The organism is Ruegeria sp. HKCCA5763, from assembly GCF_013034545.1.
In the GTDB taxonomy this organism is placed as follows: Bacteria; Pseudomonadota; Alphaproteobacteria; order Rhodobacterales; family Rhodobacteraceae; genus Ruegeria.
Map to the genome: position 1 here is coordinate 160,816 of NZ_WQGF01000010.1, position 20,316 is coordinate 181,131.

Annotated in this window: 24 protein-coding genes; 8 read left to right on the forward strand and 16 right to left on the reverse strand. The window is 57.6% G+C overall.

Going from position 1 to position 20,316, the window contains the following annotated elements:
- The first annotated feature begins 92 nt into the window (after positions 1-92).
- On the forward strand, positions 93-1,151 hold the full coding sequence (locus GOV89_RS17235) for a transporter substrate-binding domain-containing protein (RefSeq protein ID WP_171180370.1): 1,059 nt from the start codon (positions 93-95) through the stop codon (positions 1,149-1,151).
- Here GOV89_RS17235 and GOV89_RS17240 read toward each other — a convergent pair.
- Positions 1,148-1,492, reverse strand: coding sequence for a hypothetical protein (locus GOV89_RS17240; RefSeq protein ID WP_171180372.1), 345 nt, complete (start codon positions 1,490-1,492; stop codon positions 1,148-1,150). The two genes, GOV89_RS17235 and GOV89_RS17240, sit on opposite strands and share 4 nt — an antisense overlap.
- Before the next feature lie 116 nt (positions 1,493-1,608).
- Here GOV89_RS17240 and GOV89_RS17245 point away from each other — a divergent pair, with 116 nt between their 5' ends.
- Positions 1,609-1,944: a cupin domain-containing protein gene (locus GOV89_RS17245; RefSeq protein ID WP_171180425.1), complete on the forward strand. Its 336-nt coding sequence runs from the start codon at positions 1,609-1,611 to the stop codon at positions 1,942-1,944.
- A gap of 57 nt (positions 1,945-2,001) precedes the next feature.
- Here GOV89_RS17245 and dapD read toward each other — a convergent pair whose 3' ends face one another.
- The 3 genes from dapD to GOV89_RS17260 form a co-directional block, all read right to left on the reverse strand.
- Positions 2,002-2,829 carry a 2,3,4,5-tetrahydropyridine-2,6-dicarboxylate N-succinyltransferase gene (gene dapD, locus GOV89_RS17250; protein WP_171105853.1) on the reverse strand — a complete coding sequence of 276 codons (828 nt, stop codon included), beginning with the start codon at positions 2,827-2,829 and terminating at the stop codon, positions 2,002-2,004.
- A 109-nt stretch (positions 2,830-2,938) separates the two neighbouring features.
- Entirely contained in the window at positions 2,939-3,538 is a 600-nt protein-coding gene (locus GOV89_RS17255; RefSeq protein ID WP_171180376.1) for a GntR family transcriptional regulator, read from the reverse strand.
- Between the two features lie 44 nt (positions 3,539-3,582).
- Positions 3,583-4,494, reverse strand: a complete 912-nt coding sequence (locus GOV89_RS17260; RefSeq protein ID WP_171180378.1) for a threonine/serine dehydratase — start codon at positions 4,492-4,494, stop codon at positions 3,583-3,585.
- Between the two features lie 79 nt (positions 4,495-4,573).
- On the opposite strand from GOV89_RS17260, the gene GOV89_RS17265 reads away from it, so the two are divergent.
- Complete coding sequence (locus GOV89_RS17265; protein WP_171180380.1) at positions 4,574-5,416, forward strand: TIGR00730 family Rossman fold protein; 843 nt, start codon at positions 4,574-4,576, stop codon at positions 5,414-5,416.
- Positions 5,417-5,419: 3 nt separating this feature from the next.
- Complete coding sequence (locus GOV89_RS17270; protein ID WP_171180382.1) at positions 5,420-6,517, forward strand: cystathionine gamma-lyase; 1,098 nt, start codon at positions 5,420-5,422, stop codon at positions 6,515-6,517.
- On the opposite strand, the gene GOV89_RS17275 is transcribed toward GOV89_RS17270, so the two are convergent.
- Entirely contained in the window at positions 6,518-6,901 is a 384-nt protein-coding gene (locus GOV89_RS17275) for a hypothetical protein (protein ID WP_171180384.1), read from the reverse strand.
- Positions 6,902-7,060: 159 nt separating this feature from the next.
- Here GOV89_RS17275 and GOV89_RS17280 point away from each other — a divergent pair, with 159 nt between their 5' ends.
- The 3 genes from GOV89_RS17280 to GOV89_RS17290 all read left to right on the forward strand — a co-directional run bounded on the left by GOV89_RS17280 (position 7,061) and on the right by GOV89_RS17290 (position 10,038).
- The gene (locus GOV89_RS17280) at positions 7,061-7,981 is read left to right on the forward strand and encodes a DnaJ C-terminal domain-containing protein (protein WP_171180386.1); all 921 of its coding nucleotides are present in this window, start codon (positions 7,061-7,063) and stop codon (positions 7,979-7,981) included.
- Positions 7,978-8,316: a hypothetical protein gene (locus GOV89_RS17285; RefSeq protein ID WP_171095721.1), complete on the forward strand. Its 339-nt coding sequence runs from the start codon at positions 7,978-7,980 to the stop codon at positions 8,314-8,316. The genes GOV89_RS17280 and GOV89_RS17285 overlap by 4 nt, the downstream gene beginning before the upstream one ends.
- A 63-nt stretch (positions 8,317-8,379) precedes the next feature.
- A complete protein-coding gene (locus GOV89_RS17290) occupies positions 8,380-10,038 on the forward strand; it encodes a U32 family peptidase (protein WP_171236128.1) in 1,659 nt (552 codons plus the stop codon).
- Between the two features lie 6 nt (positions 10,039-10,044).
- Here the strand turns inward: GOV89_RS17290 and GOV89_RS17295 are convergent, their stop codons facing one another.
- The 4 genes from GOV89_RS17295 to GOV89_RS17310 form a co-directional block, all read right to left on the reverse strand.
- Complete coding sequence (locus GOV89_RS17295; RefSeq protein WP_171238715.1) at positions 10,045-10,668, reverse strand: cytochrome P460 family protein; 624 nt, start codon at positions 10,666-10,668, stop codon at positions 10,045-10,047.
- Between the two features lie 286 nt (positions 10,669-10,954).
- Positions 10,955-12,142: a 23S rRNA (adenine(2503)-C(2))-methyltransferase RlmN gene (gene rlmN, locus GOV89_RS17300; protein ID WP_171238716.1), complete on the reverse strand. Its 1,188-nt coding sequence runs from the start codon at positions 12,140-12,142 to the stop codon at positions 10,955-10,957.
- Between the two features lie 175 nt (positions 12,143-12,317).
- Positions 12,318-12,485: a hypothetical protein gene (locus tag GOV89_RS17305; protein ID WP_171180394.1), complete on the reverse strand. Its 168-nt coding sequence runs from the start codon at positions 12,483-12,485 to the stop codon at positions 12,318-12,320.
- Between the two features lie 168 nt (positions 12,486-12,653).
- Positions 12,654-13,190: an invasion associated locus B family protein gene (locus tag GOV89_RS17310; RefSeq protein ID WP_171180396.1), complete on the reverse strand. Its 537-nt coding sequence runs from the start codon at positions 13,188-13,190 to the stop codon at positions 12,654-12,656.
- Positions 13,191-13,368: 178 nt separating this feature from the next.
- Here GOV89_RS17310 and GOV89_RS17315 point away from each other — a divergent pair, with 178 nt between their 5' ends.
- A complete protein-coding gene (locus tag GOV89_RS17315) occupies positions 13,369-14,367 on the forward strand; it encodes an asparaginase (RefSeq protein WP_171180397.1) in 999 nt (332 codons plus the stop codon).
- A 5-nt stretch (positions 14,368-14,372) separates the two neighbouring features.
- On the opposite strand, the gene GOV89_RS17320 is transcribed toward GOV89_RS17315, so the two are convergent.
- The 7 genes from GOV89_RS17320 to GOV89_RS17350 form a co-directional block, all read right to left on the reverse strand.
- Positions 14,373-14,693, reverse strand: a complete 321-nt coding sequence (locus GOV89_RS17320; RefSeq protein WP_171180399.1) for a YciI family protein — start codon at positions 14,691-14,693, stop codon at positions 14,373-14,375.
- Between the two features lie 22 nt (positions 14,694-14,715).
- A complete protein-coding gene (locus GOV89_RS17325; RefSeq protein ID WP_171180401.1) occupies positions 14,716-15,144 on the reverse strand; it encodes an SRPBCC domain-containing protein in 429 nt (142 codons plus the stop codon).
- The gene (locus GOV89_RS17330; RefSeq protein ID WP_171236133.1) at positions 15,132-15,461 is read right to left on the reverse strand and encodes a helix-turn-helix transcriptional regulator; all 330 of its coding nucleotides are present in this window, start codon (positions 15,459-15,461) and stop codon (positions 15,132-15,134) included. Before GOV89_RS17330 ends, GOV89_RS17325 begins: the two co-directional genes overlap by 13 nt.
- 42 nt (positions 15,462-15,503) lie before the next feature.
- On the reverse strand, positions 15,504-16,382 hold the full coding sequence (gene serB, locus GOV89_RS17335; protein ID WP_171236134.1) for a phosphoserine phosphatase SerB: 879 nt from the start codon (positions 16,380-16,382) through the stop codon (positions 15,504-15,506).
- Between the two features lie 35 nt (positions 16,383-16,417).
- Positions 16,418-17,146 (reverse strand): metallophosphoesterase family protein, encoded by a 729-nt coding sequence (locus GOV89_RS17340; RefSeq protein WP_171180408.1) that lies wholly within the window; start codon positions 17,144-17,146, stop codon positions 16,418-16,420.
- A gap of 121 nt (positions 17,147-17,267) precedes the next feature.
- The gene (gene serA, locus GOV89_RS17345) at positions 17,268-18,863 is read right to left on the reverse strand and encodes a phosphoglycerate dehydrogenase (protein ID WP_171180410.1); all 1,596 of its coding nucleotides are present in this window, start codon (positions 18,861-18,863) and stop codon (positions 17,268-17,270) included.
- Positions 18,864-18,962: 99 nt separating this feature from the next.
- Positions 18,963-20,117, reverse strand: a complete 1,155-nt coding sequence (locus tag GOV89_RS17350; RefSeq protein ID WP_171180411.1) for a phosphoserine transaminase — start codon at positions 20,115-20,117, stop codon at positions 18,963-18,965.
- Positions 20,118-20,316 lie beyond the last annotated feature (199 nt).

Genomic DNA, 20,316 nt, shown 5'->3' on the forward strand with positions numbered 1-20,316 from the left:
AGACCCCAACAAAACATGGCAATTTACCCAGCGACCACCTTGCCGTGTGTCACACAATCGCGTTACAGGGCCGCGAAACAGGTGAAAAGAAAATGAAACGCGCGTTTTACGCTCTGATCTGCCTGACTTTCGCCGTCATCGCACAGCAGAGCCTGGCACAGACCCTTTCCGTCACGACCGTGACACGCCCCCCGTTTTCCTATGTCGAGGACGGGGATGAAACGGGTTTCTCGATGGACTTGCTTGCGGCACTGGCCGAGTCGCTGGGCTGGGACTATTCCGTCAACCGTGTGGACGCCTTTTCCGAAATGCTGGGTGCCGTACAAGACGGGTCTGCCGACCTAGCCATCGCCAATATCTCGATCACGGCGATGCGTGAAACACAGATGGATTTCAGTCAGCCGATCTTTGAGGCCGGGCTGCAGATCATGGTGCCGTCAGACGCAGTTCGTCGGCCCTCGCTGTTGCAGGCGTTGCTGTCCAAAGAACTCTTCATTGCTATCGGTCTGGCCTTTGCCATTCTACTGGGCGGCGGCATGTTGATGTGGAGCTTTGAGCGCCGCGCCCAACCTTATTTCGACCGCAAACTGAACGAAGCCTGGTTCCCGTCATTCTGGTGGGCGCTCAACTTGGTTGTGAATGGCGGCTTCGAAGAGCGGATGCCCCGCACCCCATTTGGGCGAATGTTGGGGGTCGTGCTGGTTGTGTCGTCGCTGTTCATTGTGTCGGTTTTCACCGCACGCATAACCTCGGTCATGACGGTAGACGCGATTACCGGCAGCGTGAACTCGGTCAACGATCTTTACGGCAAAAATGTCGGCACCATTTCCAACTCGACCGCGGCAAGTTTTCTAAACCGGCGTGAGATCGAATTCACCGGCTATCCCGGACTGGAGCAGATGCTGGACGCCTTCAAGGCCGAGGAACTTGACGCAGTCGTATTTGACGCGCCAGTCCTGTCCTATTTCGCCTCGCATGAGGGGCGGCGTATTGCGTCCATGACAGGCGGCATCTTCCTGCGCGAAAACTATGGCATCGCATTCCCGACAGGATCGCCGCTGGTCGAGGACGTCAATCAGGCTTTACTGTCACTGCGCGAAGATGGAACTTACGACGAAATTTACCGCAAGTGGTTCGGTACACGAAACTAGGCTTCAGCCTCGTCGCCATAAAACGGTGTCATCTGCGCGACGATCACGGCGTTTTCGTCCAATGCGCGTTGCATTAGGGCACGCTCGTCCGGCTCTATGTCATGCCCTTGCGCTTCGCGTTCCGCCAAAGTGCCATACCCAGTGACATCCAGCGGCGCTGTATCGGCTTGCTTCAGAATGGCCACCGTTTCGCGCACGGCCTCGGCCTCGTCGACTCCGCTGGCATAGCAGATCAACGCCGCGCCGGTCGCCCCTTCGGGCAGCCCGTCACCATCCTTGCGACCGATCTGGACCAGAAGAGTATAAACTTGCTGACGCGAAGGTTTCTTTTGCTTTTCCATGCGCAGGGCCATAGCTGCGTGCCCGCCGACGGTCAAGAAGCCCAGAATTGCAGACGGGCAATCTGGCGTCCATAGTACCGGTAAACAGCCGAACCATGACAACACAGGACCATTTCATGACATATCCCGATTTCATCACAGCATTTCCCAGCCTCGACGTCCCTTTCCCCGAAGATGTAGTTCAGACCGCTGTGATCCGGTCGGATGCTGGGCTGGTGGCGTTTTTTACTTTTCTCAAGGATTTTGAACTGCCCGCACATTCTCACAAAGCCCAATGGGGCACTGTCGTCGAGGGTGAGGTCGAACTGACCATCGGCACCGAGACCAGAATATACCGCCCGGGCGACAGCTATTCGATCCCTTCGGGTGTCGAACACGGTGGCAAGATCAAAGCGGGTTCTCGTGTGATTGACGTTTTTGAAGAACCAGACCGCTATCCGGTGAAGGCATAAGGCTCAAAAAAGGGCTGCAGCGCAAGCTACAGCCCTTCTTGGAGGATATACGGCAATTTAGTCGCGCAGCAATTCGTTGATGCCGGTTTTCGAGCGTGTCTTTTCATCCACCCGTTTCACGATCACGGCACAGTACAGGCTGATGTTGTTCTTGGAAGGCATCGAACCGGCAACAACCACCGAATAGGGCGGCACTTCGCCATAGGTGACTTCGCCGGTTTCACGGTCCACGATTTTGGTGGATTTGCCGATGAACACGCCCATGCCCAGAACCGAACCTTCGCGTACGATACAACCCTCGACCACTTCGGAACGGGCACCGATAAAGCAATTGTCTTCGATGATGGTCGGTCCGGCCTGCATGGGCTCAAGGACACCACCGATGCCGACGCCCCCCGACAGGTGAACGTTCTTGCCGATCTGCGCACAGGATCCAACGGTGGCCCATGTATCAACCATGGTGCCTTCATCGACATAAGCGCCCAGGTTCACAAAAGACGGCATCAGAACAGCGCCGGGTGCGATATAGGCAGACTTGCGGACAACGCAGTTCGGCACAGCACGGAACCCGGCGGCTTGCCATTGGCTTGCGTCCCAACCGGCGAACTTGCTGTCCACCTTGTCCCACCAGCCGCCAGCCTGCGGACCACCGGACTGGATTTCCATATCCTTGATGCGAAAGCCCAGCAGAACCGCTTTCTTGGCCCACTGGTTCACGTGCCAGTCGCCATTTTCAAGCTTTTCCGCAACACGCAGCGATCCGCTGTCCAGCGCGTTCAGCGTATCCTCGATCGCTTCACGCTGTTCGCCGGTGGTGGCGGGCGTGATTGTGTCGCGCGCCTCCCAGGCGGCTTCGATGGCGGCTTCCAGTTGCGCGTTGGACATGGGGCGTCTCCCTACAGAATCTGTTCGTGTCGGTTTGGCCTATACGCAAGTGGAAACAATGGTGCAATGCGACGAACATGGATCATTTTGCGTCTGAAACGGCCTTTCGTCAGCTTGCGCGGCGTATATGGCGGGTCAGGATGCCCTTGGCGGTGCTCAGATCCCTGCGCCTGAGGGCCTGAACCAGCGCGGCGTGATCCTTGTCTACCTGCTGCACCCATTTTGACCGCCAATGTGCGAACAGGTGGCGCGCGCTTGCGATATGCAGATCGTCAATGGCGTGCAAAAGCCGGGGTAGGCCACAAGGTGTCAGAATGGCACGATGGAACGCTCGGTTCAAAGCTTCCCATTGCGGCATCGTCTGCGCCTCATCACAGGCGATGCGTGCGCGATCGATCTTGTCCAACGCGACCGGAGACATGTTCTGCACGGATTGCTGCAACGCAAGGGTCTCTAACGCCACTCGCATTTCTATCACCTCACGCACTTCTGCCGGGTCCAGCGCGGTGACGCGCATCCCGCGGCGAGGCTCATGCCGGGCCAATCCATGCGCCTCAAGCCGCAACAGGGCTTCACGTACAGGGACGTGACTGGTGTCAAATTGGCGGGCAATATGGTCTTGCCGCAGCTTTTCCCCGGCCTCAAGCTCTCCGGTGATGATTTGCTGGCTCAGGTTTTGGTAGATCGTGTCGGAAATCGTAGCGGACATGGATTATAGATAAAATCCGCCCTACCCGTTCACAAGCCGATAATTCACCCTGCAAACGGGTCCGGTGCAATATTTGCGCCGCACAGCAGAACGGCAACACGCTCATCCGGTTCAGGCTGGTAGACACCCGACGCCAATGCAGCCAAGGCTGCTGCGCCTGCGGGCTCCACCAAAATGCGGTGGCTCTGCCAAAGCGCCTTTTGCGCATCCGCAATCGCGTCATCCGATACCAGAACCGAGCTCATGCCTTGCGCCAGATCGAAACAGATCTGTCCGATCCGCCGCGCGCCCAGCGCATTTGCAGCGATACCCGAGACAGATACATCCACCGGCTTACCCGCCTGTAACGCAGCGTTCAGCGCGCACGAGGTTTCAGGTTCGACTGCAACGACCTTGCGCGCGCCGTCAAACCACGCCAGCGCACCGGCAATAAGACCGCCGCCACCCACAGCAACCAGAACCGTATCGGCCTGCAACCCCTGAGCATCCCATTCGGCAAAACAGGTCCCTTGCCCCGCCACTGTCGCCGGGGCGTCATAGGCGTGAATTTGCATGGCACCAGTAGCTGCCTCATGTTCTTGCGCCGCGGTCAGCGCGTTGGCGTATTCGCCGGACACGACGCTTAGATCCGCGCCAGTTTGCCGGATCAGCGCGATTTTCGACGGACCTGCCAGTTCCGGTACGAATATCTTGGCGGGATAGCCCAGCGTCTGCGCAGCATAAGCAGCCGCCGCACCATGGTTGCCCCCGGACGCGGCCACAACGCCTGCCTGTGGCACGTCCATGCTGAGCAATGTGTTGAACGCGCCCCGTGCCTTGAAACTGCCAGTGTGCTGCATGTGCTCGAGTTTTAGCTCGATCGGATAGCCCGGAATGCGGCTTTCCATCACTGGGGTCACTTGTGCATATCCGGCGATACGGTCGCGGGCTTTTGAAATTTCACTTTTCCAATTCATTCTTGTCTTTCCGTGACTGGCGCTCTGATCGCGAACCCTATAGCTGTTTCATGAACACGCAAGCAGGGATCGATCACCTATGAGAGAAGACCGCCACAATCCGTTCCGCGACGCGCAGACCGACCGCTCGACCGCGAGTGAGGTTCCGGACACGCCGCAGACGCGTTCACCTGCCTATCGCCTTGCCTTTGCCGATGACGAATTCTTGTGCCGGGACGAATTGCGCCCGGTGCGTCTGCAACTGGAATTGCTGAAGCCCGAGATGATCATGATCGAGCGCGAGATCACCTCGACCATTGTGATGTTCGGCGGCGCGCGCATTCCGGAGCCGTCGCAGAAACACACGGCGCGAACAGAGACTTTGGCCGGGTTGTCACAATATTACGATGAGGCACGTGAGTTCGCGCGGCTAATGACCGAAAAGTCAAACGAAACCGGATGCCGTGAGAACGTCATCGTCACCGGCGGTGGTCCCGGTGTGATGGAGGCCGGAAACCGTGGCGCGCAGGACGCGGGTGGGTGTTCGATCGGCTTGAATATCGTGCTGCCGCATGAACAGGCGCCGAACCTCTATGTGACGCCGGACCTCAGCTTCAACTTCCATTACTTTGCCATTCGCAAGATGCATTTCCTGATGCGCGCCCGCGCCATCACCATCTTCCCCGGCGGTTTTGGCACCATGGATGAACTGTTCGAATCCCTGACCCTGATCCAGACCGGGCGGATGGACCGCGTGCCCTTCCTGCTGTTTGGCCGCGAATTCTGGGAAAAGGTCATCAATTGGGAAGCGCTGGCCGATGCCGGCACCATCTCGGAAGAAGACCTCGACCTGTTCCGGTTCGTCGACACCGCGCAAGAGGCGGTCGAGATCATCGAGAACTGGGAACCCGCCCCGCCCCGCGACGAAATTCCGGGGCGCTGAGCTATGGCTTCTAAAACCGGAGAGATGCTGCACCTGCGCGGCAACGCGTTGAACGCCGGTGAGCCGGTAACCCTGCCACTGACCCAAAGCAGCATGTACCACCTGCCCGGCGTGACGGAAGGTTTGCGCACCTATGGCCGCGTCGACAACCCAACCTGGGAGCATCTGGAACATGTTCTGGCCCATCTGGAGGACGCACCCTGCCTGACATTCCCTTCGGGGATGGCAGCGATCTCGGCAGCGTTGTTCGCGACCCTGAAGGCCGGATCACGCCTGCTGATCCCGTCGGACGGGTACTACGTGACACGCCTGCTGGCGGATCGTTTCCTTTCAGGTCTGGGCGTGACCGTTGAGGAACGACCCACTGCCGCCTTTACCAACGGCGGTTTTGACGGGTTCGATGTTGTCTTTGTAGAAAGCCCCTCGAACCCCGGTTTGGATATGATCGATCTGGCAGCGGTTGCTGAACAGGCGCGCGCAGCCGGGGGAGTGACCATTGCCGACAACACGACGATGACCCCGCTGGGTCAACGCCCACTGGAACTGGGCATCGATGTGGTTGTATCGTCAGATACCAAGGCGATGGGCGGGCATTCCGACATGCTGATGGGCCATGTGGCCAGCCGCAACAACGATATCATGGAACGGGTCGAGGAATGGCGAAAAGTGTCCGGATCAATCCCCGGACCGCATGAGGCGTGGCTGCTGCATCGCGGGCTGGAAACGCTGGATGTACGCTTTGACCGTATGTGCAGCTCGGCGCAGGTGTTGGCCGAACGTTTGGCGTCACATCCCACAGTGAAACAGGTCCGCTATCCAGGTCTGCCGGGCGATCCATCCCACAAACTGGCACAGTCACAGACGGCACGCTTCGGGTTTCTGCTGTCCCTGACACTGGAAAGTGAAGAGAAAGCCGAAGCCTTCATCAACGCTTGCCCCCTTCTGCGCCCCGCCACTTCTTTCGGAGGGGTCCACAGTTCAGCCGAACGTCGCGCGCGATGGGGCGACGATGTCGATCCCGCCTTCATCCGCCTGTCCGTCGGATGCGAACCTGTAGAAGAACTGTGGCAAGCCATCGAGGCCAGCCTGAACGCGCTGTGATTACTTCTTGGCTTCGCGCAGTTCTTTGAACACGTAGATCGGCAGCACAACGCTGGCGATCAGCGCCCCCAGCCAGACCAACAGCGTTGCTCCCAACAGGTTCGCAACTCCACCTACGGTCAGCCCAGCGGTTATCAGATCAGTCACCAACAGGCCTACAAAGGTCACGATCAAAGCAATCCCGCCCTTCAGCGCAGGCGCTTTCTTTTCACCCAGCTTCAGGATCAGGGGTTCGGCAATCAGCTGCACCACGGTGAAGACGATTACAACGACGATGAAAGAGATCGGCTTGATCGCAAATCCTGACAACAACAGCGAGGCAAGCAATAACCCAATGGCATTCCCGGCCAGCAAGGCCAGAGCCGACTTAATTCTACGAGACATGAGACGATCTCCGTCAATCAACAATTAGAAACATGCGGATGTTAACAGACCTGCAGGATTTTACGAGGCAATTCAATCGTCTCTTCCTTTTGACCCGTTGAAATCGCATGGTAGAAGACATTCATCAAGATCAGACATGCCCTGACCCGTGAGAGTGAGATGAGCGACGATCCCTATTCCGTTCTTGGCGTGGCAAAAGACGCCAGCGCCGCCGAGATCAAGAAAGCCTATCGGCGCATTGCCAAGGAATGCCATCCGGACCTGAAGCCCGGCGATGCCGAGGCTGAGGCCAAGTTCAAAGCCGCCGCCGCAGCCTACGATTTGCTGAAAGACCCGGAAACCCGTGCCCGGTATGACAATGGCGAGATTGACGCCTCGGGTCAGGAACGCCCGCAACAGCAGTTTTACCGTGAATATGCCGAAGCCGCTGGCAACCCCTATCGCGGACGTCAGGCAGACCCGGACGACATGTCCGACATCTTCGCCGAATTCATGCGCGGGCGTGGCGGGTTTGGCGGCCAGCGCGGCCATGAGTTTCACGCGCCGGGGCACAACCTGAACTATTCGCTGCAGATCAGTTTTCTGGATGCCGTGTTCGGGGCGAGTCAGAAACTTACCCTGCCCGACGGCGACCGAATCGAGGTGAAGATCCCGGCTGGAATTACAGACGGCCAGACCATCCGCCTGCGCGGCAAAGGGGCGCCGGGATTTGGTGAAGGCCCTCCGGGCGACGCTCTGGTAACTGTTTCGGTCGCCAGTCATCCGGTATTTGATCGTCAGGGCGACGACATCCACATCACGCTGCCCATCACCATTGACGAGGCGATTCTGGGCGGCAAAGTCCCCGCCCCTACGATTGATGGCGGCGTGAATGTCAGCGTACCGGCGGGCACCAGCAGTGGTAAAACCCTGCGATTGCGGGGCAAGGGTGTCAAAAAACGCGGCTCGTCCGAGCGTGGGGATCAGTTGATCGAACTGACCGTATCGATGCCCGACAAGATTGATGACGACCTGAAACAGTTCATGGAGACCTGGCGTGAAACACACAGCTACGATCCCCGGAAAGGAATGCCGTCATGACCCTGACCGAGAAGGAACTGATCGAAACCGTCGCCCGACTGACCTCGGACCGACTGACCGAGTATCTGGCGGCCGAGATTGTGATCCCCGAACAATCAGATAAGGGGTTAGTTTATCACAGCATCGACGTCGCCCGTCTGGAACTGGCCTGCGAGTTGCACGAACAGTACGACATGGAGGCAGATGCACTGTCGATGATGATCTCACTGATTGATCAGATGCACGGGCTGCGGGCCGAGTTGCGCGAGGTTCTGAACGCGGTCGAGGCTCAACCCGAACCGGTGCGTCAGCAACTGGTTGAAGTGATCGGCACAGCGCGATTCCGTCGCAGATAACGGGGTTTTGGACTCGACCCATTTGGCGTAGAAGGCCGCCTTGATCCTTTGCCAGGTGGCTCTATGACCCAGTCCCGATCCGAATTGCTGATGCCCGCGGGCAATCTGCGCAAGTTGAAACTCGCCATCCTGTACGGCGCAGACGCAGTGTATCTGGGCACGCCCGACATGTCGTTGCGCACGAAATCCGAGTTCTCGCTGGAAGAGGTGATCGAAGGGGTTGAGTTCTGCCACAGCCATGGCCGACGCGCCTATCTGACGCTGAACCTGTTTTCGCATAATAAAGACATCCCGAAACTGGATGAGTACATCGACACGGTGCGCAAGGTGCAGCCCGACGGGCTGATCATTGCTGATCCGGGTGTGTTCCAATATGTCCGCGAACGCGCACCCGAACTGCCGCTGCATATCTCGACCCAGGCCAATATCTGTTCGTGGCTGTCGGTGAAGTTCTGGCAGGATCAGGGCGCTGAACTGGTGGTTCTGGCACGCGAAGTCTCGTACCCCGAGCTTGTGGAAATCCGCGAGAAGTGCCCTGACATCAAGCTTGAGGCTTTCGTCCACGGTGCGATGTGCATGACCTATTCAGGTCGTTGCCTGCTTTCGAACTTTATGGCCGAACGCGGGGCGAACCAGGGCAATTGCGCCAATTCCTGCCGCTGGAACTATGGCCTGAAACTGCGCCTGAAGGACGGCACGCATCAGGAACTGCGCATCACCGACGAAAACGCGGACCTGTTTGAATTCCTGCTGGAAGAAGGCTGCCGCCCCGGTGATTTGATGCCAATCGAAGAAGATGATCGCGGGTCATACATCCTGAACTCCCGCGATCTGTGCATCATGCCCAAGCTGGATGAATACCTGAAGATCGGTGTCGACAGCCTCAAGGTCGAAGGGCGCGGTAAGTCGGAGTATTACGCCGCCATCGTTGCGCGGGCGTATCGGATGGCGATCGACGACTACAATGCCGATCCTGAGAACTGGGATCCCAGACCATATATGCGCGAACTGGAAACCGTAGGAAACCGCGGCTACACGCTCGCCTTCCACGAAGGGCGCCTGACCAACTATGCGCATGACTACGAACACACCGCTTCGATCGCGCAGTGGGAGTATGCGGGGATTGTCACCGAAGTGACTGAAGACGCCTTTCTGGTCGAGGTGAAGAACAAGCTGGAACCGGGCGACGTGTTGGATTTTGTCTCGCCTATCTCACGCGATACGGTTCTGCTGCGTGTCTACGATTTCGAACGCGCGTCTGACGGCAAGCGGCTGGATGTGGTGCATGGCAGCACGAAGACAGCCATCCGACTGCCTTTCACCCTGTTCGATCACGAAGACATTGACGACCTGCGCGCGCGCTTCCCGGTTTACTCGGTCCTGCGCAAGGAACGTGCCCTGACCGACGAACACTGGAGCCGCATTCGTTTCGACAAACTGGTGCAAGGGCTGGAAACCACTGGCCGCGACAACCCGACGGCTTATGCCCGTCGTCGCGACGAACTGGTCGAAAAGATCGGCGAGGATGGCAATGAACGCCGGTTCAAGACCAACCGTATCGGAACCGAAGGCTGCTGTGGCAAGGGGTGTAACGGGTGTCTGATCTTCTGGCAGGATGAGAAATACGCGCTGGCTCGAGAAGTTCTGTCAAAACGCAAACAAGGCGAACAACTCAGCCGCCGCGAGGCGACGGAACTGAAGCTGCCAGGCGAACCGGCCTGATCCGGTTCATTCGCTCTTGCGATACTCTTCCTGCACATAAAACGTGTAGTCTCGATCCGCCACCTGTTCGTGGCAGACATGGCAATACGCGACTTCACCGGCGCGATCACCCAAGGTATCGCCAAACACAGAACCGTCTGGCAGGACCATGATATAACGCCAATCCGCTGTATCCGGGTTCGCCCCGTTTGCTAGTTTCTCCATTATGAACATGGCACCTGGATGTATGCGCCCTTCATCCGTCACGGTCATGCTGTCCTTGGCCAGGACAGAACCCATAGGCAGCTCTTCGCCTTTTTGCAAAGTCGCATAGTTATGGGCCATGCGGTTGGCATAACTGTTCACAAACCGCCGGCCATGGGTTGCCGAAATATAGGGTGCATCGTTGAATAACGGCCAGCTTTGGTAGTTGAGGATCAGGTCCAGTTGCGCCGCTGCATACCCGCGCGCCATGCGACGGTTCAGCGAACGGTAGTGCTTCAAAGCCTCGTCCTTGCTCAGCTCAGCAGGGTTTTCGATCGCGATATGAGCATTTTCGCTGTCGGCAAAAACCAAACTTGAACTTGCCGCAAACGCAAAGGCAAACAAGATTGCTCCGAAAAGGTTAGTGTTAGTAAAGCTTGTGTTCATAATATTGGCCCACCTGAAAATCAGTTCGCCTGAGCACCGCCTGACAGCACCGGTTTAGTCTAGCGACCTCGCAATAACTTGCCAGCTCTGGCCCGGTCCGCTCACCACCTTGTGCATGGATTTGAAAAGGGCCATGCTAGCGATGAACACGGGAAACATAGCAAATTATGCATATTGTTTCAGCACCTGAAACATTAAGTTTACAAGTACACTTATGGCGTGCAGGTGGCGACCGAAAACACTTGATGCGCGATACAACCGACCCGGTCGGACGCCGGCGGAAACTCTATCGGCTCAACCCTGTTTCGGCCTCGATCTGTTTGCGAGACTTGCGAGCGCGTTCGGTTGCCGATTTCAACTGACCACAGGCCGCCATGATATCCTCACCGCGCGTCTTGCGAATGGGCGATGCATAGCCCGCGTGGTAGATGATATTCGCAAAAGCCCGGATACGGTTGTTCGAGCTGCGCTTATACGGCGCGCCGGGCCATTCATTGAACGGAATCAGGTTGATCTTGGCCGGGATGTTGTAACGCCTGATGTGGTCGATCAGGCGGTGTGCATCCTCATCACTGTCGTTCACGCCATCCAGCATCACATATTCAAAGGTGATCCGTTCGGAGTTCGACGCATTGGGATAGCTGGCCAGCGCCTGTAGCAATTCTTCGATGTTCCAACGCTTGTTAATCGGCACCAGCACGTCGCGGGTCTCATCCGTGGTGGCATGGAATGAGATCGCCAGCAAACAGCCGATTTCCTCAGCCGTGCGCGCGATTTCGGGCACGACGCCAGAGGTCGACAGCGTGATACGGCGGCGCGACAGGGAAATCCCTTCGGGATCCATGGCGATTTTCATCGCATCACGGACGTTTTCGAAATTGTAAAGCGGTTCGCCCATGCCCATCAGAACGATGTTCGACAGCAGGCGCGTTTCATCCTTGGGCGCACCGGGGGTGGGCCATTCGTCAAGATCATCGCGGGCCATCATGATCTGACCAACGATCTCGGCCGCAGTCAGGTTGCGCACCAGTTTCTGGGTGCCGGTATGACAGAATGAACAAGTCAGCGTGCACCCGACCTGAGACGAGATGCAAAGCGTGCCGCGATCCTCTTCGGGGATATAGACGACCTCAACCTCATGCCCGCCTGCGATACGGCACAGATACTTGCGGGTGCCATCCTCAGAAACCTGGCGGGTCACAACCTCGGGGATTTCGATCACGAAATTCTCGGCCAATTGTGCGCGGTAGGCTTTGGCCAGGTTGGTCATCTCGGCAAAGTCTCGCACACCCCATTGATAGATCCACTGCCAGATCTGACCGGTGCGCATCTTGGCCTGCTTTTCCGGCGTGCCGTGTTCGATCAGAACAGCGCGCAGCTGGTCGCGGGTTAGCCCGACAAGGTTGATCTTTCCCTCGGGCAGTTTGCGAGGGAGGGTCAGGACATCTTGAGTGATCGGCGCTTTGGGCGACATTTTGGGCTCTCTGAGGCGTATCTCGAAAGATTCTGGCTTGGGATGCGCCTCTATATAGGAACCTGCGCAAAGATCAAAAGGATTCGTCACAATTGGCGGGTATGCATGGAAAAGCCACAGTAACACAGTCACTGCGGCCATTGTCTTGTTTTAATCCGTACGGATCAAAGCCCGCTTAGACACCTGCCGGCGGAATGTAGCAATCTTCGGCGTCCAGAGTCTTAACCGGGTCTTCCGGGCCGCACTGTTCGCCAGTCACCGGATATGTCTCACCTGTGTTTTCACAAGCGCTTAGCACCATGGCCGAGATCATCATCAGCGCAGCAAGAAATTTGTTCAGCATCGGGGCAACTCCTTCGTTTCCTCTGAACTATTTAGTTCAGAAAGTGCGAGGGCTTACTTTGATACGGATCAAGTGCGGGCGCGGACGTCGCGTAATGCTGGCGCGCCGGACAGCATCAAAAACAAAAGCCCCGCCATACCGACGGGGCCTGCACCGAAATACGCTGACTTAATTAGTGCAGCGTTGCTTCGCGTCGTCAATTGCTGCGGTAAAGCCCAGTAACGAGAAGGTGTCTTTCGTCTGCGTCCCGCGTTCCGAGCGGGCCGTCAGAACAGCCTCGTTCCCGCGCTTCATCGCTTCGATCACTTTGGGTTCCTGCCCTTGAGTCGAAGGCCAGGCCCATTCGCCATCAGTAATGAATTCGAATTCGGCGTCGTCGATCTTGACGTTGACGGTCGAACCCGCCGCAAAGGGATAGCCGCCGGTGAACGACACTGTTCCGTTCACGTCATCGCCTGGTCGAAACACCACAAACAGCAAAATGTCGCTACGCCGCACAGAAACCACGCGACCACCGCGGGTGTTAACCGTTTCGTCCGGGGTTGCGACGCTCCAGCATTCAGTGGGGTCTTCTTCAACAAAGACGCTCCAATCTGTCTTGACCGCAACACGGTTGGTGCTGCTGGCCTGCTGAGCGATTGCAGATGTCGCGACGGTACCTGCCACAGACAGGCCCGCGATCACACGAACGAGCATTGATCCCATTTGTCCAGCCTCCTAGCTCGACCCATACCTCAAACCCATCGGACATGGCTGCGAACCCTTCCGGCCCGTCTATTCCGTTGCGCATTCCGATGATTGCCGACATACACACACTAACGCAGGTTTCGCCACAGGCGAAAGGGCGATTGGCAGAATTTTGCGCATAATTTCGGAGGTCCAGATGACGCAGCCCATACCCATGACAGAACTGTGGCGTGGTGCTTTGCTTGAGAGTTTGCATCTGGGCCACGCGGTGATCTGCGATGACAGCGGCCAAATCGTCCGCAGCTGGGGCGATCCGCAAGCGGTGATCTACCCAAGGTCCTCAGCCAAAATGATTCAGGCACTTCCACTGGTCACGTCGGGTGCCGCGGCGAAATACGGCTTGAACAGCGAACATCTTGCGCTGGCCTGCGCCTCACATAACGGTGCCGCGATCCACACCGATCGGGTAACAGCATGGCTGGATCACCTGGGGCTGACCGAGCATGATCTGCGCTGCGGCCCACAGGAACCAGCAGATACAGCAGCACGCGATCGGCTGATTTTAGCTGACGACACGCCTTGCCAGATCCACAACAATTGCTCGGGCAAACACTGTGGATTTCTGACATTGGCTCAGCACATGGGCGCAGGCCCGGAATACCTTGAAATCGACCACCCGGTGCAACAAGCCTGTCTGTCAGCCATTGAAGAAACCACCGGAGAGACCAGCCCGGGATATGGCATCGACGGCTGTTCCGCTCCAAATTTCGCGATCTCGCTGGCGGGATTGGCACGTTCGATGGCGTGGTTTGCCAGTGCCGCAGACCGCTCGGATCGCTCCTCTGATGCTGCGGCACAACTGGTTGCGGCAATGGTCAAGCACCCCGAGCTGGTGGCCGGTGAGACCCGTGCCTGCACCGAGCTGATGCGCGCCATGAATGGCCGCGTCGCCATCAAAACCGGGGCCGAGGCCGTGTTTGTGGCCATCATACCCGAAAAACGCATGGGCGTTGCGTTGAAGATCACCGACGGCACCACCCGCGCCAGCGAATGTGCGATTGCCGCGATACTGGTCAGCCTTGGCGTGCTGGAGGCCGATCACCCGGCCACCCGCAAATTCATGAACGCCACGCAATACAGCCGGCGCGGGCTGGAATGCGGCGTGATCAAACCTGCGCCGGGCTTCCCCGGCTAAGGTCCTCACATCTCGATCTCATGCACCTCGGCCACTTCGACCGAGCCTGAACCGTTGACGACCATCGGACAACCCTTGGCCATGGCGGTCGCTGCGTCGATGCTGTCGGCCTTGATCACCGTAAAGCCCGAGGCCGGGTTCGCACCGCCGTTGTCAACGACCCCGCTGTTGGTGACGGTATAGGACTGGCCCACCGGGTTGCCGGGGATTTCCAGCGCCTCACCCATGTCCTGAAACCAGGCACCCCAGGCGGCCATGGTCGCCTCAATCTCGGCGGGGTCGGTTGGGGTGTGGCCCCCATGATAGACAAACAAAAATTGGGGCATGTCGCTCCTCCCTGATGAAAACCTATTTGCAAAGTGCTTCGAGTTTACGCAGCGAAGATGTCCAACCCTGATTGTGGTTCGCTGCCGCTTCGGCATCAGCCAGTTCTTTGTGATCCAGTGTCAGTCGCGATCCGGTGCTCGTCGCCGCAACCGACAAAGTCACGTGGCTTTCGTTGCCGCGCTGGTCCTGATCATCATGCCAGCCCCATGTGAAACCCACTGATTTAGGTGGATCGACATGGGTCACATGGCCTGAAACCTTGTATCGTTGGCCCTCGCCATTCTCCATCACCGAATACCATGGGCCTGTTCGCGAAAAATCCAGATTGTGTTCGGGCACGTGCATCCTTTCGGGCCCCCACCATTGCAGCAACCTGCTGCCGTCACTGATCCATGCGAACAAGTCTTCAGGGCTAACGGGAAAGTCCCGTTCCAGTTTCAGGTCGGCCATGAATTCTCCCTTTCGATAATTTCGCTCAAACGATCGAGGCTGCTTTCCCAGAATTGGCGCTTGGAAATGGTCCAATCGGCAATCAGCCGCAGCCCCTCGGGTCGGACAGAATACATCCGCTGCGTGCCTTGGACGCGCTGTTGCACCAGCCCTGCCTCTCGCAAGACCTTTAGGTGGCGCGAAATCGCAGCACCCGATACGCCGCGACCTTCGATCAGGTCACCGGCGGGCAGTTCACCCTGTTCCATCAATTGTTCAACAATCGAGAATCGGGTGGCGTCAGACAGTGCTGAAAAGGCGGTCAGAAGCGTGCTCATGACCACTATTTAACACAAATGTTAAATAAAAGATAGCCTCGGTTATTCCTCGGCAAAGTCAGCGCGGCTGTACCCTTGCAGGTAAAGCAGCGCCGTCAGGTCACCGTGATTCACACGCACGTCGCATTGGGCGGCAACTGAAGGCTTGGCATGAAGGGCAACTCCGGTTCCGGCCCGGCCCAGCATTCCAAGGTCATTTGCTCCGTCGCCAACAGCCATTACGTCATTTTCAGACAGCTCAAGCCGGGCAGAGATCTGTTCCAGTGCTTCGATCTTGGCCTGCCGTCCCAAAATGGGGCGCGCAACATCGCCCGTCAGTTTCCCGTTTTTAGCCAACAGCGTATTGGCCCGGTTTTCATCAAACCCCAGCAACTCTGCCACCCGTGCCGTAAAGGCTGTGAACCCGCCGGATACCAACGCCGCATGGGCACCGTTCGCCCGCATCGTGGCCAGCAATGCCCTGCCACCCGGCATGAGGGTGATCCGTTCGTTCAGAACTTTGCCAATGACGCTTTCATCCAAATCCTTGAGCAATCCGACCCGTTCGATCAACGCCCCCTCAAAGTCCAGCTCTCCGTTCATGGCACGGGCAGTGATGTCCTTGACCCTGTCTCCAACACCGGCTTCATCCGCCAGTTCATCGATGCATTCTTGCTGAATCATCGTGCTGTCCATATCAGCCAGCAGCATCTTTTTGCGCCGCCCATCCGCAGGTTGCACGATCAGGTCGACACCCATGCCCTGCAAGTCCGCCCAGACGTCCCAGCGATTGTCGGGCATGTCGCTCAATTCAAACTCTAGCGCCTCATCAGGGCTGAGCCAGATGACATCCCCGCCGCCCCACGCGTTGCGCAGCGACTCAGGCAGGGCGCGGTCCAGCGAAGGCGCTGCAGGATTGGTCAGCAAAGTTGCGACATACATATTCAATCTCCAATGTCGTGCCTGCGTCAGGTGGTTTAAGGCGTCAATGGGATACGGCCCCGTGCCGTCAATTCCCAACAAGTCTGCCCTTCGAATACGGCCACACCCACCTGACGCCCATAGCCCGCACCTGTATCCAGGTTGACGCGATTTCCATAATGCGTGGCCTTATCCACTGGCGTGTGACCATGCACGATCAGCTTGGGATGCGGACCTCGATGGTTGTGAAAAACCTGCCTGATCCAGACCAGATCACTTGCGCGTTGTTCATTGAGCGGCACGTTCGGGCGGATACCGGCGTGAACAAAGGCAAGCTCGGGCGTCTGGTGCATCAACGCCAAATCGCGCAGGAAGGTCAGGTGAGACTTTGGCACCGCCCCCTTCGCCATCCGGTGCAAGTCTTCCAGCCGGATTTGACCTTCAAACTCCACCCCGTAACTGCGCAAAGTCTCAATCCCGCCTAACCGATCATGCAGCCAGTGGTACCCCACGAGCAGATGCGGATCGTGGCGTGGGGTGTCTTCCATGAACCAGGCAAACATCCGGTCGTGATTGCCCAGCAGGGTGATCCAGTTCCGACCTGCATAACGCCCGGCGATCAGGTGATCGATCAAGTCCCGGCTATCGGGACCGCGATCCACGTAATCACCCAGAAACACAACCTGAGCATCAGGTCCGCCGTCACTTTGGATCAAAGACAGTGCGCGCTCCAGTTCAGCCACCTGTCCGTGCAGATCACCGATTACATAGACAGGCTGTGTCATAGACATCCTCCGCCGGTAGCGCTCAGCACGCTTGTGCCCCAGATTGCGGTTCCAGAGAACAAAGGACCCGGGTCTTTTCAAAACCGGGCCCTGAACTGTTTCTCAAACTCAACAGGCCGCGTCAGGCGACATCAAACACCAATGGCTTGATTTGCGTGAACAGACCCGTTTCCGCCAGCTTGGCGCGGGCCTCGGCTGGAACCGGTTCGTCTACGTAAAGCAGCGCAATGGCTTCACCGCCTGCCTCGGAGCGACCAAGGGTAAAGTTGGCGATGTTGACGTTGTTCTCACCCATGGTCTGACCCAATGCACCGATGATGCCCGGCACATCTTCGTTGGTCGTGTAAAGCATATGGGCGCCGATCTCGGCATCGATATTGATGCCCTTGATCTGAATAAAACGCGGCTTGCCGTCGCTGAACACAGTGCCCCCGATCGAACGCTCGCGCTTGTCGGTCACGACGGTGACTTTGATATAGCCCTCAAACGCGCCCGATTTGTCCTGATTGGTGGTCGAGATTTTGATCCCACGCTCTTTCGCGACAACCGGGGCTGAAACCATGTTCACCTCGGGGTTGAACTTTTTCATGATCCCCGCGACCACTGCGCAGTTTAGCGCGGCAAGGTTCATTTCAGCGGCCACACCATCGTAAAGGATGTTGATCGCCTTAACAGGCTCATCCGTCATCTGACCAATAAAGCCGCCAAGATGCCCGGCCAGCTTGATCCAAGGCCCCATGACCTTGGCCTCTTCCGCCGTCACGCTGGGCATGTTCAGCGCATTCTCGACCGCGCCTGTCAGCAAATAGTTCGAGATCTGTTCGGCCACCTGCAACGCCACGTTTTCCTGCGCCTCGGTCGTTGCCGCACCAAGGTGCGGTGTACAGACCACGTTGGGCAGGTTGAACAGCGCGTTTTCCTTCGCCGGCTCTTCGCTGAACACGTCAAAGGCTGCTCCGGCGACGTGTCCGGATTGCAGAGCTTCGGCCAGAGCGTCTTCGTCTACCAGTCCACCACGTGCACAGTTGATGATACGAACCCCTTTCTTGGTTTTGGCAAGGTTCTCGCGGCTCAGGATGTTGCGGGTCTGGTCAGTCAGCGGTACGTGCAGCGTGATAAAGTCGGCGCGCGACAGCAACTCGTCCAGTTCAACTTTTTCCACGCCCATTTGCGCGGCTTTCTCTTCGCCCAAATAGGGATCATAGGCGACGACCTTCATCTTCAGTCCAAGGGCGCGTTCACAAACTATGCCACCAATGTTCCCTGCACCAATAACACCGAGGGTCTTGTTGGTCAGCTCGATCCCCATAAACTTGGACTTCTCCCACTTGCCTGCATGGGTCGAGGTAGAGGCCTCGGGGATTTGCCGCGCCACGGCAAACATCATCGCAATCGCGTGTTCAGCGGTCGTAATCATGTTGCCGAACGGCGTGTTCATTACGATCACACCTTTCTTCGAAGCCGCATCCTTGTCGATATTATCCGTGCCGATACCAGCGCGGCCAATGACCTTCAGCTTGTCGGCTTTCTCCAGGATGGTCGGTGTGACCTTGGTGGCCGAGCGGATGGCAAGACCGTCATACTGACCGATCACTTCGGCCAGCTTGTCTTTGTCCTTGCCCAGATCAGGCATGAAATCCACGTCGATGCCACGATCACGGAAAATCTGCACGGCGGTTTCGCTGAGCTTGTCAGATACGAGTACTTTGGGGGCCATTTTCTCTGGTCCTTTGAAGAATTCTGGGGGTTGGCGGGCTGAAGCCCGCCCTACGATTTCAAATGTGAGTAGGCCGGGCTTCAGCCCGGCACCGGGTCATCAGGCAGCTTCGGTTTGCGCTGCGATCTCGGCCTCGAAGGCCCAGGCCAACCAAGGCAACATCGCCTCGATATCCGAGGTCTCAACCGTACCGCCGCACCAGATACGCAGACCCGCAGGCGCGTCGCGATAGGCACCGATATCCAATGCAATATTCTCGACCTCCAACCGTTTGGCCACAGCCTTGGCAAAAGTCGCACCGTCCTGAATGCGTGCATCGGTAAACTTCAAGCACACAGATGTGTTCGATTGCGTCGCCGCATCCTCGGCCAGATTGGCGATCCAATCATTCTTCGCACAGAACGTATGAACCGCATTGGCATTCGCATCAGCACGGGCGATCAGCCCTTGCAACCCACCGACCGAGCGCGCCCAGTCCAGCGCGAACAGATAATCCTCAACCGCCAGCATCGAGGGCGTGTTGATCGTGGCTCCGGTAAAGATACCTTCGATCAGCTTGCCGCCTTTGGTCAGACGGAAAATCTTGGGCAGCGGCCATGCGGGGGTGTAGCTCTCCAGCCGTTCAACCGCACGTGGGCTCAGGATCAACATGCCGTGGGCCGCTTCGCCACCCAACACTTTCTGCCAGCTAAAGGTGGTGACATCCAGTTTGTCCCACGGCAGGTCCATCGCAAAAGCGGCGCTGGTCGCATCACAAATTGTCAGGCCCTGACGGTCATCAGCGATCCAGTCGCCAGTGGGAACCCGCACGCCCGAGGTTGTTCCATTCCAGGTGAACACCACGTCATTGGCGAAATCGACCGAAGCCAGATCCACGATCTGCCCGTAATCCGCCGTTTTCACCTCGGCATCGATCTTCAGCTGTTTGACCACATCCGTCACCCAGCCCGCGCCAAAGCTTTCCCAAGCCAGCATCTCGACCTTGCGCTCACCTAGCAGCGACCACAACGCCATCTCAACCGCACCGGTGTCCGAGGCGGGAACGATCCCGATTTTGTAATCTGCCGGAATACCCAGCACCTCACGCGTGCCTTCAATGGCCGCTTTCAGCTTATCCTTGCCAACAGCGGCCCGGTGGGAACGACCCAACGCGGCATCGGCCAATTTAGTCAGATCAAATGTAGGGGGTTTGGCACAGGGGCCCGAGGAAAAACGCGGATTTGCCGGCCGCGCTGCCGGTCGTTCAATCGTCATCTGTATTACCCTTTCAGATACACGCCCCTCGTTGGGGAGGGGTGTCCCACGCACAGAGCTATGGGGCCTTTGCACCTGCAGCAAGCGGAAAAGACACTTCGTCAGGCGAAAACGACATCTGAAAAGGCTACAAATCGGAACGCGAGTTTCCGATTGGCGAAAACCCCGCCTATGTTTTGGCGGGGTTTTGTTATGGGAT

What these genes read in the sequence shown, in the direction of transcription:
- GOV89_RS17235 (WP_171180370.1), top strand. Translation starts at nt 93, where the DNA reads ATGAAACGCGCGTTTTACGCTCTGATCTGCCTGACTTTCGCCGTCATC.
- GOV89_RS17240 (WP_171180372.1), bottom strand. Translation starts at nt 1,492, where the DNA reads ATGGAAAAGCAAAAGAAACCTTCGCGTCAGCAAGTTTATACTCTTCTG.
- GOV89_RS17245 (WP_171180425.1), top strand. Translation starts at nt 1,609, where the DNA reads ATGACATATCCCGATTTCATCACAGCATTTCCCAGCCTCGACGTCCCT.
- dapD (WP_171105853.1), bottom strand. Translation starts at nt 2,829, where the DNA reads ATGTCCAACGCGCAACTGGAAGCCGCCATCGAAGCCGCCTGGGAGGCG.
- GOV89_RS17255 (WP_171180376.1), bottom strand. Translation starts at nt 3,538, where the DNA reads ATGTCCGCTACGATTTCCGACACGATCTACCAAAACCTGAGCCAGCAA.
- GOV89_RS17260 (WP_171180378.1), bottom strand. Translation starts at nt 4,494, where the DNA reads ATGAATTGGAAAAGTGAAATTTCAAAAGCCCGCGACCGTATCGCCGGA.
- GOV89_RS17265 (WP_171180380.1), top strand. Translation starts at nt 4,574, where the DNA reads ATGAGAGAAGACCGCCACAATCCGTTCCGCGACGCGCAGACCGACCGC.
- GOV89_RS17270 (WP_171180382.1), top strand. Translation starts at nt 5,420, where the DNA reads ATGGCTTCTAAAACCGGAGAGATGCTGCACCTGCGCGGCAACGCGTTG.
- GOV89_RS17275 (WP_171180384.1), bottom strand. Translation starts at nt 6,901, where the DNA reads ATGTCTCGTAGAATTAAGTCGGCTCTGGCCTTGCTGGCCGGGAATGCC.
- GOV89_RS17280 (WP_171180386.1), top strand. Translation starts at nt 7,061, where the DNA reads ATGAGCGACGATCCCTATTCCGTTCTTGGCGTGGCAAAAGACGCCAGC.
- GOV89_RS17285 (WP_171095721.1), top strand. Translation starts at nt 7,978, where the DNA reads ATGACCCTGACCGAGAAGGAACTGATCGAAACCGTCGCCCGACTGACC.
- GOV89_RS17290 (WP_171236128.1), top strand. Translation starts at nt 8,380, where the DNA reads ATGACCCAGTCCCGATCCGAATTGCTGATGCCCGCGGGCAATCTGCGC.
- GOV89_RS17295 (WP_171238715.1), bottom strand. Translation starts at nt 10,668, where the DNA reads ATGAACACAAGCTTTACTAACACTAACCTTTTCGGAGCAATCTTGTTT.
- rlmN (WP_171238716.1), bottom strand. Translation starts at nt 12,142, where the DNA reads ATGTCGCCCAAAGCGCCGATCACTCAAGATGTCCTGACCCTCCCTCGC.
- GOV89_RS17305 (WP_171180394.1), bottom strand. Translation starts at nt 12,485, where the DNA reads ATGCTGAACAAATTTCTTGCTGCGCTGATGATGATCTCGGCCATGGTG.
- GOV89_RS17310 (WP_171180396.1), bottom strand. Translation starts at nt 13,190, where the DNA reads ATGGGATCAATGCTCGTTCGTGTGATCGCGGGCCTGTCTGTGGCAGGT.
- GOV89_RS17315 (WP_171180397.1), top strand. Translation starts at nt 13,369, where the DNA reads ATGACGCAGCCCATACCCATGACAGAACTGTGGCGTGGTGCTTTGCTT.
- GOV89_RS17320 (WP_171180399.1), bottom strand. Translation starts at nt 14,693, where the DNA reads ATGCCCCAATTTTTGTTTGTCTATCATGGGGGCCACACCCCAACCGAC.
- GOV89_RS17325 (WP_171180401.1), bottom strand. Translation starts at nt 15,144, where the DNA reads ATGGCCGACCTGAAACTGGAACGGGACTTTCCCGTTAGCCCTGAAGAC.
- GOV89_RS17330 (WP_171236133.1), bottom strand. Translation starts at nt 15,461, where the DNA reads ATGAGCACGCTTCTGACCGCCTTTTCAGCACTGTCTGACGCCACCCGA.
- serB (WP_171236134.1), bottom strand. Translation starts at nt 16,382, where the DNA reads ATGTATGTCGCAACTTTGCTGACCAATCCTGCAGCGCCTTCGCTGGAC.
- GOV89_RS17340 (WP_171180408.1), bottom strand. Translation starts at nt 17,146, where the DNA reads ATGACACAGCCTGTCTATGTAATCGGTGATCTGCACGGACAGGTGGCT.
- serA (WP_171180410.1), bottom strand. Translation starts at nt 18,863, where the DNA reads ATGGCCCCCAAAGTACTCGTATCTGACAAGCTCAGCGAAACCGCCGTG.
- GOV89_RS17350 (WP_171180411.1), bottom strand. Translation starts at nt 20,117, where the DNA reads ATGACGATTGAACGACCGGCAGCGCGGCCGGCAAATCCGCGTTTTTCC.